Raw genomic sequence first — 16,016 nt, 5'->3', positions numbered from 1 at the left:
AATAGGTCCGCCCTTGCCGGAGTTCGAGCAGATAGTTTATTCTTGAACTACCAACCGAACGAGGAGCAGACCATGCCCGCCGTGACCGTCAGCGACATCACCGTCCTGCCCCGGATCAGCCCGCAGGACCCGGCCGTCGTGCGTGAGCGTCCCGTGAAGTCGGTGACGTCCGCGCCGAGCGGCTACGAAGGCGAAGGCTTCCCGGTACGCCGTGCCTTCGCCGGCGTCGATCTCCGGGACCTGGACCCGTTCATCCACATGGACCAGATGGGCGAGGTCGAGTACGCGCCGGGCGAGCCGAAGGGCACCCCGTGGCACCCGCACCGCGGCTTCGAGACCGTCACGTACATGCTCGACGGGATCATGGAGCACCAGGACTCCAACGGCGGTGGCGGCGTGATCTCCAACGGCGACACGCAGTGGATGACGGCCGGCTCCGGCCTGCTGCACATCGAGACACCGCCTGAGCACCTGGTCGTGAGCGGCGGCCTGTTCCACGGCATCCAGCTCTGGGTGAACCTGCCGAAGGCGCTCAAGTGGGCCCCGCCGCGCTACCAGGACATCCGCGGTGGAGACTCCGCTCTCCTCAGTACGCCGGACGGCGGCGCGCTGGTCCGCGTGATCGCCGGCGAGGTCGACGGCCACGCCGGTCCCGGTTCGACCCACACTCCGATCACCCTCGTGCACGCCACGGTCAGCCCGGGCGCCGAGCTGGTCCTGCCGTGGCAGCCGGACTACAACGCGCTCGTGTACGTCCTGGCCGGTCAGGGTACGGTCGGCGCCGACCGGCGCCCGGTCCGCAAGGGCCAACTGGCCGTCTTCGGCGCCGGCGACATCATCCGTACGGCGGCGAGTACGTCGCAGCCGCAGGCCGAGCCGAACCTGGACGTCCTGGTGATCGGCGGCCGCCCGATCCGCGAGTCGATCGCGATGGCCGGGCCGTTCGTGATGAACACCCGCGCCGAGGTGATCCAGGCGTTCGAGGACTTCCAGGCCGGCAAGCTCGGCACGATCCCTGCGGTGCACGGCGCGCCGACCGAGCTCCGCAGTACCGAGGACTGATCAGGGCAGGTAGTCGTCGCTGTCGTCGAGCGTGATGTAGTGCTCGATCCGCGGGTCGTCCGGGTCGCCGCCATACAGTTCGACGAACCGCCGCGCCGCCGGAAGCCCGCCGTACTGCGGATTCAGCCCGCCGCGGAGGCTCTTGACCATCAGCGCGAGGTCGACGTGCCGGTCGCCGGTGCCGAGCCGGCTGACGTCCAGTACGCCGGTGAACCGCAGCGTGACTGGGTCCACGAAGACGTTGGGCGCCGCGTAGTCCCCGTGCGTCACCGCATCCCCCTCCCCGGGGAACGGCGACCGGAACGGGCACCCGCTCAACGAGTCCAGCGCCCGCAGCCCCTCCGCGATCGCCACCAGGACGGCAGGCCGGTTGTCCCACGGCTGCGACGCGTCCCGCCCGGGCAGCTCCGCGGTCAGCAGCCAGTTGTTGCCTCGATCAACGATCCGCGGACAGGGGAACCCGGAATCTCCCAGCCATGCCAACCGATCACCCTCGGCGGAGACGCCCTCGCCGGCCTTGTAGTACAGCCGTTCCGACGACCGCTCCAGCCGGACGACGGTCGCCGACGAGTGCCCGAGCTCGATCACGGACGCGTCGTCGGCACCGAACCGGTCCAGCAGCGCAGCGATGTCCACGCACCGCAGACTACGGCCCTACACTCCAGAACCATGATCAGACCGGCGGGCGTTGCTGGACTTCACCGAGGAGCAGGCCAGGCAGCAGCTGATCGCCGGGTTCTGTTCGGGAAAATGCTGTGAGTTGCCCCCTGGGGGCAGCATTCTGACGGGATGACGATGGAGAGTACGGTCGACTGCCCGCGGTGCAGCCGGCCGTTGCCGGCGGATCGGCGGTACGCCGTCTGGTGCCGGCACTGTGAGTGGAACCTGGAGCCGGCGCCGGCCGCGCAGGAACCTGCTTGGCAGCTCGAGCGGTAACGCAAACTGGCCGATGGCCTGGCCGAGCGGCCCGCGTCCGGTCCGGAGCGTTCGCTGGGTGCGTTCCTGCTCTCGTTGCCGGTGCTGCTGCTACCGCTGCCTGGTCTGCTGGGCGGGATCGCGTTGCTCGCGTTCTACCGTCCGGTGTGGTTCGCCGCGCCGTTCGCGGCGGTGCTGTTCGTGCTGACCGCGGTCTTCCGGCCGCGCATCACCCGGCTCCCGGACAGCGCCCAGCCGGTCGGCCGGAGCGAGGCGCCGCAGCTGTACGACGTACTCGACCGGCTCGCCGCGCAGACCGGGTCGTCGAAGCTGCAGCACGTCGTCGTCACCGTGGACCAGCGCATCGCGGTCGATCGGGTCGGTTGGCGGTATCGGCGTACGCTCCGCATCGGGCTCTCTTCGTGGTCCGTGCTCGGGCCGCAGGAGCGGTACGCCGTTCTCGCGCACGCGATGTACGACGACCAGCGCGGTGTGCACGACCGGGTGCTCGGGGCCGCGCAGCACATCATCGGGGAGCTCGCGGCGACGGTGACGCCGGGCAGGCTGGACTCGGCCGGGGACGGCCGGATCCACCATATGGAAGGCGTCGTCCTGATCAGGCAGGGCAGTGACGACCAGATCCTGCACAGCTGGCTGGTGAAGCTGTCGAACGCGGTGCTCGGGCCGCCGATCCGCGGGTACCGGCGGTTGCTGCATCGGCTGGACCTGGTCGGCCGGCAGCGTCGCGAGTACCGGATCGACCGCCGGGTCGCGGAGCATGTCGGCTCCGAGCCGACCGCGGCGTCGCTGGAACGCGTGCTGCTTGCCGGTATCTGCTTCCGTGCTGCTGAACGCGCGGTCCGGTTCGACCGGGCGGGCGATCCGGTCGGCACGTTGCGGCGTACGGCGGCCGAGATCCCCGAGCACGAGTTCGCGCGCCTGGTCCGGGTCGACCGCGCACAGAACTGGCGCAGTGACGCCGAGCACCCGCCCACCTGGCAACGGACCCGCCTACTACGCGCCCACCCGACACCCACGACGACGGTCTTCGCCCCGTCCAAGGACGACGAACTCACCAAGGCCGCCCGCGCCGCGCTGGCGGCGCTCCACGACTGACGGGATCCGTCAGTCGTCGACCGTCCAGGGCTGGGCCCGCGGATAGGGTCCGCGTATGACGACTGTTGCTGCTGACCTTGCGCCTACCGGCGTGCTGCGGGCCTCCATCAATCTCGGCAACCCGGTGCTTGCGCAGGGCACGCCGGAGGCGCCGGCCGGGATCACCGTCGACATGGCGCGGGAGTTGGCGAAGCGCCTCGGTCTGCCGTTGGAACTGGTCTGTTTCGACGCGGCCCGGAAGTCGTTCGAGGCGCTCACCACCGGCCAGGCCGACATCTGTTTCCTCGCGATCGAGCCCGCTCGGGCCACCGAGGTCGCCTTCACCGCGCCGTACGTCGTGATCGAAGGCGTCTTCGCCGTACCGCGGGAGTCGAAGCTGACCACCGTCGCCGACGTGGACGCGCCTGGTGTACGGATCGGCGTCAAGCAGGGCTCGGCGTACGACCTCTACCTGACCCGGACGGTGCGGCACGCAACGATCGTGAGGGGCTCCGACGGCGTCGACGTGTTCCGCGCTGAGGGGCTCGATGTCGCGGCCGGGATCCGGCAGCCGATCACGCAGTACGTCGCCGCGAACGCCGACCTCCGGCTGATCGACGAGCGGTTCATGCAGATCCAGCAGGCCCTCGGTACGACGAAGGACAAGAGCGCCGAGACGGTCGCCTACCTCACCGGCCTGGTCGACGCACTGAAGGCCGACGGCTTCGTCGCCGCCTCCCTCTCCGCCGCCGGGCAGTCCCCGGCCCTCGTCGTCCCATAACCGAAAGTGGTCAGGCAGGAACCTGCCGTGGCAGGCCCTGCCGGCAACCTTTCGCCCGGTCCAGGACATCTACCGGTGAGTGGCCGCCCTGTTCCACTCCGTAAGTGGTCTGGTGCGGTCCGAAGTGAGGACAATGATCGGGAGGGACTCATCGTGGTATCCACACCACGGTCGAGGCGCCTCGGCGTAGCCGCCGTCGCCTCGATCGCCGCACTGGGGTTCGGGCTGTCCGCCGCGGGCCAGGCGACCGCCGGACCGTCGGCCGCGGTCGCGAAGCAGCAGTCGAAGGACCGCAGCGTCACGCTGATCACCGGCGACCGGGTGACGCTGCTGGGCGGTGACCCGGCGCGCGCGTCGATCACGCCCGGCGCCGGCCGGACCAAGGTCGCGTTCAGTTCGTATCGTGAACAGGGCCATCTGTACGTCGTACCGTCGGACGTCCGCGCGCGCCTGGCCGAGGGGAAGCTCGACAGCAGGCTGTTCGACGTGGCCGGGCTGATCAAGGACGGGTACGACGACCGCTCGACCACCACGCTGCCGTTGATCGTCACGTACCGGGGGACCGCCCGGCAGCGGTCCGCCGTACCGGGGGCGACCGTCGCGCGACAGCTGCCGGTGATCAACGGCGCCGCGTTGAAGGCGACCAAGGACGCCAGGGTGCTGACGAGCCCGGGCATCGACAAGGTCTGGCTGGACGGCAAGCGCAAGGTCACCTTGGACCAGTCCGTGCCGCAGATCGGCGCGCCGACCGCCTGGCAGGCCGGGTTCACCGGCAAGGGCGTCCCGGTCGCGGTCCTCGACACCGGCATCGACAAGGGGCACCCGGACCTCGCGACCCAGGTCGTCGGCAGGAAGAACTTCACCGACGCCCCGGACGGCGACCACTTCGGCCACGGTACGCACGTCGCCTCGACCATCGCCGGTACGGCGGCCGCGTCGAACGGCAAGTACAAGGGGGTCGCCCCGGGCGCGCGGCTGTACGACGGCAAGGTCTGCGACGACGGCGGCTCCTGCCAGGACTCCGCGATCCTGGCCGGGATGGAGTGGGCCGCGAAGGACGTCAAGGCGAAGGTCGTGAACCTCAGCCTCGGCGGCACCGACACCCCGGGCATCGACCCGCTCGAGGAGGCGGTGAACCGGCTGACCGCCGAGACCGGCACGCTGTTCGTGATCGCGGCCGGCAACGACGGGCCGACCGCGCGCACGATCGGCTCGCCCGGCAGCGCGGACGCCGCGCTCACCGTCGGCGCGGTCGACAAGCAGAACGGGCTGGCCGACTTCTCCAGTCGCGGCCCGCGGGTCGGCGACGGCGCCGTGAAGCCGGACATCTCCGCGCCGGGCGTGTCGATCGTCGCGGCGAAGGCGAAGGACTCGGTGATCGGTGAACCGGTCGGCGACCAGTACCTGCGGCTCGACGGTACGTCGATGGCGACCCCGCACGTTGCCGGTTCGGCCGCGATCCTCGCGCAGGAGCACCCGAACTGGACGGCCACCGAGCTCAAGGGCGCGCTGATGGGTTCGGCCAAGCCGGCCGCCGATCAGACCGCCTTCGAGCAGGGCGCCGGCCGGGTGGATGTTGCCAAGGGCATCAAACAGACCGTGATCGCGGAACCCGGCGACCTCTCCTTCGGTACGGCGGTGTGGCCGCACGGCGACGACACGCCGGTCACCAAGACGCTGACGTACCGGAACCTCGGCGACAAGGCGGTCACGCTGAACCTGGCCGCGACCCTGAACGGCCCGGACGGCGCGGCCGCTCCGGCGGACGCGTTCAAGCTCAGTGCCACCACGGTAACGGTCCCGGCCGGCGGGACCGCCGCGGTGCAGGCGACCTCGAACACCAAGCACAACGGCCCGGACGGTCTGTACTCGGGCCGGATCACCGCGACCGGCGGCGACGTCAGCGTCACGTCGGCGATCGGTCTGGAGAAGGAGAAGGAGAGCTACAACCTCACGCTCAAGGCGATCGGCCCGGACGGCAAGCCGACCGAGTTCACCGGCGCGCTGATGGGGGTGAACAGCGACCTGTTCGAGTTCCTCGGGGACGGGAGCACCGCGCTGACGCTGCGCCTGGAGAAGGGCGAGTATCTCGCGCAGAGCGACCAGTTCGTGGAGAAGTCGGGCGGCAACTACGCCTCGTACGCGCTCGTGCAGCCGTCGATCCAGCTCACCAAGGACACCACGGTGGTGTTCGACGCGCGGACGACGAAGCCGGTCAAGGTGACCGTGCCGCAGGCCGGTGCGCATGCGGCGCTCGCCGATATCGGGTACGACCGCCGGTCGGCGGACGGCCTGCACAGCGTCGGGTACTCCGGCGTGCAGTTCGGGTTCGGCGAGAGCTACACCGCGCAGGTCGGTTCCGCGGTCCTGCCGGCGCAGCAGTTCACCAGCCATGTGGCGTCGCAGTGGGCGAAGCCGGACGCGGACGGGAACTTCGCGAACTCGCCGTACCTCGTCGGGCAGGTGAACACCTTCCCGGGCGTGTACCCGAACGGGTTCGTCCGGGCGGTCAAGCCGAGCGAGCAGGCGACGCTGGTCCAGACGGTCAACGCCACGACCGAGCACGAGCACGACCGGGTCGTGATGGGCACCGGGCCGGGGATGGACGGCAGTTGGTCGGTCGGACTCCCGTACGGCAAGGCCCCGCTGACCACGACGGCGTACGTCGACGGCGGGCCGGCGACCTGGCGGACCGAGGTGAGCGAGACCGTTCCGAGCACCGACCCGAACAACCCGTTCCCGCAGTTGGTCAGCCAGTTGGCCTCGCCGATCAAGGCGTACCGGGCGGGCCGGACGTACCAGGAGCGGTTCAACGCGGCGGCGTTCTCGGTCGCGCCCGACCACGCGGTCCGTACCGGCGGCGACCTGTACGTGTCCGTCTACGGTCTCGCCGACGCCGACGGGAACAGCGGCGGCATCCTCGCCGACACCGGGTCGAGCAAGCTGAGCCGGGACGGGAAGGTCGTCGCGGAGTCGCCGTACTTCGGGTACGTCGAGGCGGCCGACCTGCCCGCGGCGAAGTCGACGTACACGCTGGACTCCTCGCAGACGCAGTCGACCAGCCCGTTCGCGACCCGGACCGACCTGAAGTGGACCTTCAGTTCGGCGGCGACCACGACGACGACTCCGCTGCCGTTGCTGGGGATCCGGTACCAGCCGAAGGTCGACGACCACAACCTCGCCGACCGGAAGCCGATCACCGTGCTGCCGGTCGTCGTGGACCCGCAGGCCGGGGTGGCCTTGCCGCTGATCCGGAAGCTCACCGTCCAGGTGTCCGGTGACGAGGGCAAGACCTGGCACAACGCGGCGGTCGTGCCGATCGGGCACGGCCGGTACAAGGCGATTTTCGAGACGCCCGAGGGCCAGAGTGTCTCGTTGCGGTCGAAGCTCGTCGACGGTTCGGGCAACCAAACGGACCTGACCGTTATCAAGGCCTACATCTTGCGTTGAGCGGGCAACCTCGGAGACCGGTCGCTGCGTTGTAGGGGTTGCGCAGACAACCGATTCTGGGGAGGCCCTGTGAGTTCGAGATCCATGCGCACAACGGTGCCCGCGATCGCCATGCTGGCGGTCGCGGGCCTGGCAACCGGTGGACTGGGTTTGACGCTGACACCGGCGCAGGCAGTCGCACCGCCCGCCCAACCTGTCGCTGGTCAGAACGTCAGCGTCACACTCATCACCGGCGACAAAGTACTGGTCCCCGGTGGCGATCTGGCCAAGCTGACCGTCGAGCCCGCCGCCGGCCGGAAGCACGTCGCGTTCGTCAAGCAGCGGTACGGCGAGCACGCCTATGTGATCCCGGCCGACGTCAGCGGGGACATCGGCAGCGGGCGGATCGACCGCCGGCTGTTCGACGTCGCCGAACTGGTGAAGGATGGGTACGACGACGCGTCGACCAGCACGATTCCGGTGCTCACGACGTACGACGGAATGGCGAAGCGCGCCATGCCGACGGGCGCGAAGGTCACGCGCCAGCTGCCGTCGATCAGCGGCACGGCGATGAAGGTCGACAAGAGCAGCGCGAAGAATTTCCTGGGATCGGCCGGGTTCAGCAAGCTCTGGCTGGACGGGAAGCGGCAGATCCAGCTCGACCAGTCGGTGCCGCAGATCGGCGGGCCGGACGCCTGGCAGGCCGGGTTCACCGGCAAGGGTGTGTCGGTCGCGGTGCTGGACACCGGCGTCGACGCGACGCACCCGGACCTCGCGACCCAGGTCGCGGGCGAGAAGAACTTCACCACCGAGTCCGCGGACGACGTGGTCGGCCACGGTACGCACGTCGCGTCGACGATCGCCGGCACCGGCGCCGCGTCCGGCGGCAGGTACAAGGGCGTTGCGCCGGACGCGCGGATCTACGACGGCAAGGTCTGCGAGGTCTACGGCTGCGAAGAGTCCGCGATCCTGGCCGGGATGGACTGGGCCGCGAACGACGTCAAGGCGAAGATCGTCAACCTCAGCCTGGGCGGCACCGACACGCCCGAGATCGACCCGCTCGAGGAGGCCGTGAACCGGCTGACCGCGCAGACCGGCACGCTGTTCGTCATTGCCGCCGGCAACGACGGGCCGAGTGCCGGGACGGTCGGGTCGCCGGGCAGTGCGGACGCCGCGCTGACGGTCGGCAACGTGACCAAGCAGGACGCGCTGAACCCGACGTCCAGCCGCGGCCCGCGGGTCGGCGACAGCGCCGTGAAGCCGGACGTGACCGCGCCGGGCACCGACATCGTCGCGGCGAAGTCCAAGGACTCGACGATCGGCGAGCCGGTCGGCGACCAGTACCTACGGCTGTCCGGTACGTCGATGGCGACGCCGCACACCGCGGGCGCCGCCGCGATTCTCCTGCAGGAACACCCGTCCTGGACGCCGGCCGACCTGAAGGGCGCGCTGATGGGCTCGGCGAAGGTCGCTGCCGACCAGACGGCGTTCGAGCAGGGCGCCGGGCGGATCAACCTGACCACGGCAATCAAGCAGAGCGTCGTCGCGGAGCCGGGCAGCGTGTCGTTCGGGCTGGCGGAGTTCCCGCACACCGACGACAAGCCGGTCACCCGCGACGTGACGTTCCACAACCTCGGCGGCGCCGCTGTCACGCTGTCGCTGACCTCGGTGCTGAACGGTCCGGACGGCGCCGCGGCCCCGGCCGGTGCGCTGAAGCTGAGCGCCGACTCGGTGACCGTTCCGGCCGGCGGTACGGCGACCGTGCAGGCGACGTCCGACACGGCGCTCGGTGGTCCGGACGGGCTGTACAGCGGGCGGATCACGGCCACGGGCGGCGGGCAGACCGTCGTCGTACCGGTCGGGGTCAACCAGGAGGGCCCGTCGTACAACCTGACCGTCAAGATGGTCATGCGGGACGGGAAGCCGGACACGGACTACCCGGTGAACGTGTTCGGGATCGACAACGACGTGATCCAGTTCGCGAACATGCCGGACGCGAACGGCACGTACACGGTCCGGCTGCCGCAGGGCGAGTACCTGGCGGACACGTTCCAGGAGTTCGAGCGGGGGACCGACGACTGGATCTTCTTCAGCATGGTCGCGCCGACGATCAAGCTGACCTCCGATCGGACGGTCGTCCTGGACGCGCGCAATGCCGAGCCGGTGACCACCTCGGTCCCGAATCCCACCGCCCAGCAGGCGAACGGGGCCATCGGGTACGACCGTGCGTTGAAGAACGGCCCGTACATCTACGACGCGATGGGCTTCAGGTCCGGCGAGATGTACACCTACAACGCCGGGCCGAAGCTGCCGGCGGACCAGCTGACCGGGCATGTCACGTCGCAGTGGGGTGTGCCGGGCGACGACGGCCTCTACACCAACACGCCGTACCTGTACGGGATCGCGAACTACTTCGCGGGCGACTTCCCCACCGGCTTCGACCGTACGGTCAAGTCGTCGGACCTCGCGACCGTCGATGCCACGATCAACGCGACCGACGGCCGGCGGCTCTTCAAGATGCTGTTCCCGTCCGGGCCGAACGGCGACAGCGGCCTGGCGCGGGTGGTCCGCTTCGACGCGCCACGGACGGTCCGGTACTTCGTGGACCAGACGCCGTACGGCTTCGGTGGTGCGACCCAGGAGGACACCGACGGCTCGGACTTCCCGTTCGGGAAGTGGCAGCTGACCGGGGACTCGATCCTGTACAAGGCCGGGCGGCACTACCAGGAGCGGTGGAACGCGGCGGCGTTCGTGCCGTCGGTGGCTGCCGCGACACGATCCGGTGGGCAGCTCGACGTTTCGCTGTGGAGCCTGACCGACGCGGACGGGCACACGGGCTACACCACGATGAGCTCGGCGAGCACCAAGCTCTATCGGGACGGGGCCGAGGTCGGGTCCAGCGATCGGTTCGGGGACATCAGCGTCGTGGACCAGCCGGCCGGGAAGGCGACGTACAAACTGGTCACCACCGGGACGCAGGAGCTCTGGCCGTTCTCGACGCGGACCTCGTTGGAGGCGACGTTCAGCTCCTCCGCGGATCAGCCGAGTGTGCCGATCCACACCGTCGGGTTCCGGCCGGACGTGGACGGGAACAACGCGATGGCCCGGAAGCCGGTCACGGTGCTGCCGTTCGAGGTCAAGGGCGCCGCCGCCAAGATCGAGTACTCGGGTGACGCCGGGGCGACTTGGCGTACGGCGTCGGTCGTGGGCGGGAAGGCGATCTTCCCGACACCGGCCGGTACGACGGTCTCGCTGCGGTCGACCGCGACGGACGCGGCCGGGAACACCACTGTCCAGACGGTGATCGGCGCGTACAACGTGCGGTGAGAACAGCAAAGGCCCCCGGGATCGCACCCGGGGGCCTTATTCCTGCTGGGTCAGCCGATCAGGCCGAGGTCCTTCACCGCGTCGCGCTCCTCGCCGAGCTCGGCGGTCGAGGCGTCGATCTTGCCGCGGGAGAACTCGTTGATGTCCAGGCCCTGGACGATCTCCCAGTTCCCGTCCTTCGTGGTCACCGGGAAGGACGAGATCAGGCCCTCCGGCACGTCGTACGAGCCGTCCGAGACGACCGCCATCGAGGTCCAGTCGCCCTCGGCGGTGCCCTTCAGCCAGTCGCGGGTGTGGTCGATGGTGGCGGCCGCCGCGGAGGCGGCCGAGGACGCGCCCCGGGCCTCGATGATCGCGGCGCCGCGCTTCTGCACGGTCGGCAGGAAGTCGCTCTCCAGCCAGGCCTGGTCGTTCACGACCTCGGCGGCGTTCTTGCCGGCCACCTCGGCGTGGAAGATGTCCGGGTACTGGGTCGCGGAGTGGTTGCCCCAGATCGTCATCCGCTTCAGGTCGGTGACGTGCACGCCGGCCTTCTTCGCCAGCTGCGCCAGCGCCCGGTTGTGGTCCAGCCGGGTCAGCGCCGAGAACCGCTCGGCCGGGATGTCCGGCGCGTTGCTCTTCGCGATCAGCGCGTTGGTGTTCGCCGGGTTGCCGGTCACCGTGATCCGGATGTCGTCGGCGGCGTGGTCGTTCAGCGCCTTGCCCTGACCGGTGAAGATCGCGCCGTTCGCCTCCAGCAGGTCGCCGCGCTCCATGCCCTTCGTCCGCGGCCGCGCACCCACCAGCAGCGCGACGTTGACGCCGTCGAAGACCTTGTTCGGGTCGTCGCCGATCTCGACCCCGGCAAGCGTCGGGAACGCGCTGTCGTCGAGCTCCATCACGACGCCCTCGAGCGCCTTCAGCGCCGGGGTGATCTCCAGCAGCCGCAGCTCCACCGGGGTGTCGGGCCCGAGCAGGGCGCCGCTCGCGATCCGGAACAGCAGGCTGTATCCGATGTTTCCCGCGGCCCCGGTAACGGCCACCTTCACCGGTGTAGTGCTCACGACTCGCTCCTAGCTGATCAGATTGTGTGCTTCGGACGCTAGCAAGCCGCGTGCGCGGTACCAACGCTGGGGGCCGGGCGATTACCTCACATCCCGATGGATCGTTCACCGATCGGTCATCCGGCGTACCTCACCGGGCCGACGCCGTACCTGAGGGTGAGCTGAGAGTCCCCGGATGTGTGAGGAGTACCTGATGAAGCTGTCCAGCCGGTTGTTGCCGGTCGCCGCGTCGGCGCTCGCGGTCGCCGCGGCCGTCGTCGTACCGTCCGCTGTACCTTCTGCTGCACCCGCCGCGCCGGCTGCCGCGGAGAAGCGCGACGACTTCGTGATCGTGGGGCACCGGGGCGCGTCCGGGTACCGGCCTGAGCACACGTTGGCGTCGTACGAGCTGGCTGCCCGGATGGGTGCCGACTACATCGAGCCGGACCTGGTCACCACCAAGGACCACGTGCTGGTCACCCGGCACGAGCCGGAGATCAGCGGTACGACGGACGTCGCGAACCACCCGGAGTTCAAGGACCGCAAGAAGATCAAGATGCTCGACGGGGTCGCCACCACCGGCTGGTTCACCGAGGACTTCACGCTGGCCGAGCTGAAGACGCTGCGCGCGGTCGAGCGCATCCCGGCGGTCCGGCAGCACAACACCGTGTTCAACGGGCGGTACCAGATCCCGACGTTCCAGGAGGTCATCGACCTGTCGAAGCGCCTCTCGAAGGAGCTCGGCCGGCCGATCGGGATCTACCCGGAGACCAAGCACCCGACGTACTTCCGTGCCCAGGGTCTCCCGCTCGAACCGCTCCTGGTGAAGGCGCTGAACCAGAACGGGCTGAACCGGCCGGGCGCCAAGGTCTTCGTACAGTCCTTCGAGGTCGCGAACCTGAAGGCGCTGCACAAGGAACTCCGGGTCCCGCTGGTGCAGCTGACCAGCGCGAGCGGCGCGCCGTACGACTTCGTGGTCTCGGGCGACAAGCGCACGTACGCCGACATCGTCAGCGCGGCCGGGCTGCGCGAGGTGGCGACGTACGCCGACGGGGTCGGTCCGTCGAAGGACCAGGTCATCCCGCTCGACGCGACCGGCAAGCTGGGGTCGCCGACTGCATTGGTCGCGAACGCGCACAAGGCCGGGCTGGTCGTGCACCCGTACACGTTCCGGGTCGAGAACACGTTCCTGCCGGCCGACTTCGACAGCTCGGCGGTGGCGTCGGACTCGGGCAACCTGTTCGGCGAGATCGCGGCGTACCGGCGGGCCGGGATCGACGGGCTGTTCACCGACAACACCGACATCGCGGTGGCCGAGGAGAAGGAAGCCCGCTGAAGCTGGAAAGATGAGGGTGTGGAGCGGCGGACGGGTTCGGGGCTGGCGAGTGTCGAGGCGGAGCAGGACGGGACGTTCGTGCTGCGCGTCGACGGGTCGCCGCAGTCGCAGGTCGACCTGGCCGATCCGAGCCACCTGTCGTTCGAGTACATGCGCCGGATCGGCGACGTCGTGGACGCGATCGCCCCACGACGTCAGCCGATCGCGGTCGTGCATGTCGGCGGCGCCGCGCTGAGCCTGCCGCGGTACGTCGCGGTCACCCGCCCCCGCTCCCGCCAGATCGTCCTCGAACCCGACGAGGACCTCACCGACTTCGTCCGCGAGACCCTGCCGCTGCCGAAACGCTCCGGCATCAAGGTCCGCCCGGTCACCGGACGGGCCGGCATCACCGACCTGTACGACGACTCGATGGACGTCCTGATCCTCGACGCGTTCGAACACGAGGCGGTGCCGTCGAACCTGGTCACGACGGAGTTCTTCACCGAATGCGCCCGCGTACTGCGGCCGACCGGCGTACTCGTCGCCAACCTCATCGACGGCCAGGCCGGCCTCCCGTTCATCCGCCGTACGGCCGCCACCGTCCTGGCCGCGATCGGCCCCGGCGTCGTCCTCGCCGAACGCAAGATCCTCCGCGGCAAAGCCTTCGGCAACGTCATCCTGGTCGCCTCCCGCCACCCCCTCCCAGACCTCACGGACACCGGCCGCCGCGCCCAACCGCCCTACGACGCCACACCCCTCCAAGACCTGCCCGGCAAAGCCACCCCCCTCACCGACGCCACCCCCTTCACCCCACCCCAAGCCCCCGCCTCAATCTTCCGCAGCTAACCGCTTCCGGCGCCCCGCCTGCGGTGGTCAGGTTGTGTGGGCTGGTTGGGTTGTGGTGAGTCGGTCCAGTGTGCGGGCGACGGCGGCGCGTTCTGCGTGTGTTCCGCCCACGGTGCGGACCAGGTGGTCGAGCCGATCACGGCCAGGTGAGCGAGTGCCCCGGAGCCAGGCCTGGATCGTTGCTCGGGGAATGCCCGTCTCCCGCGCGAGGACCCGCAGCGACCGCGGCTGGACGAGCGCCGCCACCGCCTCACCCAACTCCTCGAGCGACCCGGCCCCCTCCAGCAACCCGACGACGTCCCGCGGATCGCGGATCGCATCCTCCCAGCGCCGCCGCCACACCGGCATCAGATCAGCAGGCACCCCACACCCACCGAGAAACGCCGCCGCCACCTCCCACGTCGGCAACTGCCGCCCGCTGGTGGCGCGGGTCAGATGCGCGTGCGAGTAGTGCGCCCGCTCCGCCAGTTCGCGGTACGTCAGCCCCGCGTGCCGCCGTACCCGCTGCAACGCCGCCGCGAACCCCTCGACATCCTGCACGTGATCAAACATAACCCAACATGTTTCAACAATTCAAGCGCCAGTTACCCTTGAGGACGTGTCTGTCGCCAAGGTCGCCGCCCTCACCTACTACCCGGTGAAAGGCCTCGCCGGAATCCCCGTCGACTCCGCCGAACTAGGCCCCACCGGCCTCCGCAACGACCGTCTCTTCATGCTCGTCGAACCCGACGGCACCTTCCTCAGCCAACGCAAACTCCCCGCGATGGCGACCCTCCGCGCCGCCCTCGCCGGCGACGTACTCCGCCTGTCCGCCCCGAACGCCCCCGACCTCGACATCCCGATCCGGTACGACGGGAAGCGCCGCGACGTCAGCCTGTTCGGCAAGTGGTTCGGGCAGGGCGTCGTACAGCACCCGGACGCGGACGCCTGGTTCACCGAACGCCTCGGTACGCCGACCGCCCTCGTCCGCGTCACCCCCGAACACGACCGCCCCGGCTGGGGCGCGCATCGCGGCCTCACCGGGTACGGCGACGCGCACGCGCTGATGATCACCTCCCAGTCTTCCCTCGACGGCCTCAACGCCCGCATCCTCGAACACGGCGGCACCGCGATCCCGATGAACCGCTTCCGCCCCAACCTCGTCATCTCCGGCTGGCCCGAACCCCACACCGAGGACAAGGTCCTGCGAATGACGGCCGGCACGTCCGAGATCGGCTACTCCGCCCGCGGCATCCGCTGCGCCGTACCCACCGTCGACCAGTCCACCGGCACCAAGTCCGGCCCCGAACCGACGCGGACGCTCGCCACCTATCGCCGCGAGCCCACCTACGGAGGCGGCGTCAGCTTCGGCATCAAAGCCGCAGTACTGGCCCCCGGCACCATCCACGTAGGCGACGAAATCACCGTCCACGAATGGATCCCACCCAACACAGACCCCGCCAACCCCGACTCAAGAACCTGACAACTGAGCCAGGCAAGCTGACAGGTGCGCACTACTTGGGACGGGCTAACAGGTAAGCACCTACCCTCGGACGAACTGCCGGGGTGCGATCAGCCTGGGAAGGGGCTGCGGGGCAAGCAGCTATCCCACCGCGGGGTCCCGCGTGAGCAATCAGCCGGGAAGGGCTGACGCGAGATCAGCCAACGATGACTGTCACGGGCGCCGCTCGAACGAGTGGCGGCAGGCGAGCGACCACTTGGAGAAGTGCTGTCGCGCGAGCAGCTACCCGGGAAAGGTCTGCCAGGTGGGAACTACCTGAGTGAGGGCTGCTGAGTGAGCGCCCACATGGGGGGCGGGCAAGCGCCTACGTGGGAGGGCTGCTGAGTGAAGGTCTATGTGGGAAGGTCGCAAGCGGCTGCTTGGGAGGGTGGCAGGGAAGCGGCTGCGTGCGAGGGTGGGCAGGGAAAGCGCCTGCGTGGGCGGGCAGGCAGGCAAGCGGCTGCGCCTGGAGTTGCCGATGGGTGAGCGACCACGTGGGAAACGCTTGAGCGGTTGGCCTCCGGGGTGGTGGGTTTCACCACTGGTGTGCAAGGTGTCAACGAGCTGTGTCAGGGGTCAGCCCCTCAGATGCTCGATCACGACCACCCCGCGTCCTTGGGGCGCCTTCCAGGTTGGGGAGATTCTCCCGCGGCGAAATCAGGGGGTCGTCGCAACGTTTCGTAGGTCGTCGATGAGGAGGGTAGCGAAGATTTCGCGGGGGGTGTGGTAGCCGAGGCGTTTGCG

Annotated in this window: 12 protein-coding genes; 9 read left to right on the top strand and 3 right to left on the bottom strand. The window is 69.5% G+C overall.

What is annotated here, in order from left to right; genetic code table 11:
• Nucleotides 1-42: 42 nt before the first annotated feature.
• Nucleotides 43-1,062: a pirin family protein gene (locus tag ACFV9C_RS34130; RefSeq protein ID WP_380200094.1), complete on the top strand. Its 1,020-nt coding sequence runs from the start codon at nt 43-45 to the stop codon at nt 1,060-1,062.
• Here ACFV9C_RS34130 and ACFV9C_RS34125 read toward each other — a convergent pair whose 3' ends face one another.
• Nucleotides 1,063-1,698, bottom strand: coding sequence for a phosphotransferase (locus ACFV9C_RS34125; protein WP_380200092.1), 636 nt, complete (start codon nt 1,696-1,698; stop codon nt 1,063-1,065).
• A gap of 153 nt (nt 1,699-1,851) precedes the next feature.
• Here ACFV9C_RS34125 and ACFV9C_RS34120 point away from each other — a divergent pair, with 153 nt between their 5' ends.
• From ACFV9C_RS34120 to ACFV9C_RS34100, 5 genes are all read left to right on the top strand, one after another.
• On the top strand, nt 1,852-1,998 hold the full coding sequence (locus tag ACFV9C_RS34120) for a hypothetical protein (protein ID WP_380200090.1): 147 nt from the start codon (nt 1,852-1,854) through the stop codon (nt 1,996-1,998).
• 81 nt (nt 1,999-2,079) lie between these two features.
• Nucleotides 2,080-3,093, top strand: coding sequence for a hypothetical protein (locus tag ACFV9C_RS34115; protein WP_380200088.1), 1,014 nt, complete (start codon nt 2,080-2,082; stop codon nt 3,091-3,093).
• Nucleotides 3,094-3,148: 55 nt separating this feature from the next.
• The gene (locus ACFV9C_RS34110; protein WP_380200086.1) at nt 3,149-3,853 is read left to right on the top strand and encodes a transporter substrate-binding domain-containing protein; all 705 of its coding nucleotides are present in this window, start codon (nt 3,149-3,151) and stop codon (nt 3,851-3,853) included.
• 153 nt (nt 3,854-4,006) lie between these two features.
• Complete coding sequence (locus ACFV9C_RS34105) at nt 4,007-7,303, top strand: S8 family peptidase (protein WP_380200084.1); 3,297 nt, start codon at nt 4,007-4,009, stop codon at nt 7,301-7,303.
• Between the two features lie 69 nt (nt 7,304-7,372).
• Nucleotides 7,373-10,609: a S8 family serine peptidase gene (locus ACFV9C_RS34100; protein WP_380200082.1), complete on the top strand. Its 3,237-nt coding sequence runs from the start codon at nt 7,373-7,375 to the stop codon at nt 10,607-10,609.
• A 50-nt stretch (nt 10,610-10,659) separates the two neighbouring features.
• Here ACFV9C_RS34100 and ACFV9C_RS34095 read toward each other — a convergent pair whose 3' ends face one another.
• Nucleotides 10,660-11,652: a malate dehydrogenase gene (locus tag ACFV9C_RS34095; RefSeq protein WP_380200080.1), complete on the bottom strand. Its 993-nt coding sequence runs from the start codon at nt 11,650-11,652 to the stop codon at nt 10,660-10,662.
• Nucleotides 11,653-11,845: 193 nt separating this feature from the next.
• Here ACFV9C_RS34095 and ACFV9C_RS34090 point away from each other — a divergent pair, with 193 nt between their 5' ends.
• Together ACFV9C_RS34090 and ACFV9C_RS34085 are read left to right on the top strand one after the other, a co-directional pair.
• Nucleotides 11,846-12,967, top strand: coding sequence for a glycerophosphodiester phosphodiesterase (locus ACFV9C_RS34090; protein ID WP_380200078.1), 1,122 nt, complete (start codon nt 11,846-11,848; stop codon nt 12,965-12,967).
• An 18-nt stretch (nt 12,968-12,985) separates the two neighbouring features.
• Nucleotides 12,986-13,792, top strand: coding sequence for a spermidine synthase (locus ACFV9C_RS34085; protein ID WP_380200076.1), 807 nt, complete (start codon nt 12,986-12,988; stop codon nt 13,790-13,792).
• A 27-nt stretch (nt 13,793-13,819) separates the two neighbouring features.
• Here the strand turns inward: ACFV9C_RS34085 and ACFV9C_RS34080 are convergent, their stop codons facing one another.
• A complete protein-coding gene (locus tag ACFV9C_RS34080; protein ID WP_380200074.1) occupies nt 13,820-14,332 on the bottom strand; it encodes a helix-turn-helix transcriptional regulator in 513 nt (170 codons plus the stop codon).
• Nucleotides 14,333-14,390: 58 nt separating this feature from the next.
• Here ACFV9C_RS34080 and ACFV9C_RS34075 point away from each other — a divergent pair, with 58 nt between their 5' ends.
• A complete protein-coding gene (locus tag ACFV9C_RS34075) occupies nt 14,391-15,254 on the top strand; it encodes an MOSC domain-containing protein (protein WP_380200072.1) in 864 nt (287 codons plus the stop codon).
• Nucleotides 15,255-16,016 lie beyond the last annotated feature (762 nt).

The organism is Kribbella sp. NPDC059898, assembly GCF_042730855.1.
Taxonomy (GTDB): domain Bacteria; phylum Actinomycetota; class Actinomycetes; order Propionibacteriales; family Kribbellaceae; genus Kribbella.
The sequence above is the reverse complement of the archived record's forward strand: the minus strand, read 5'-3'. Positions and strand labels throughout refer to the sequence as shown.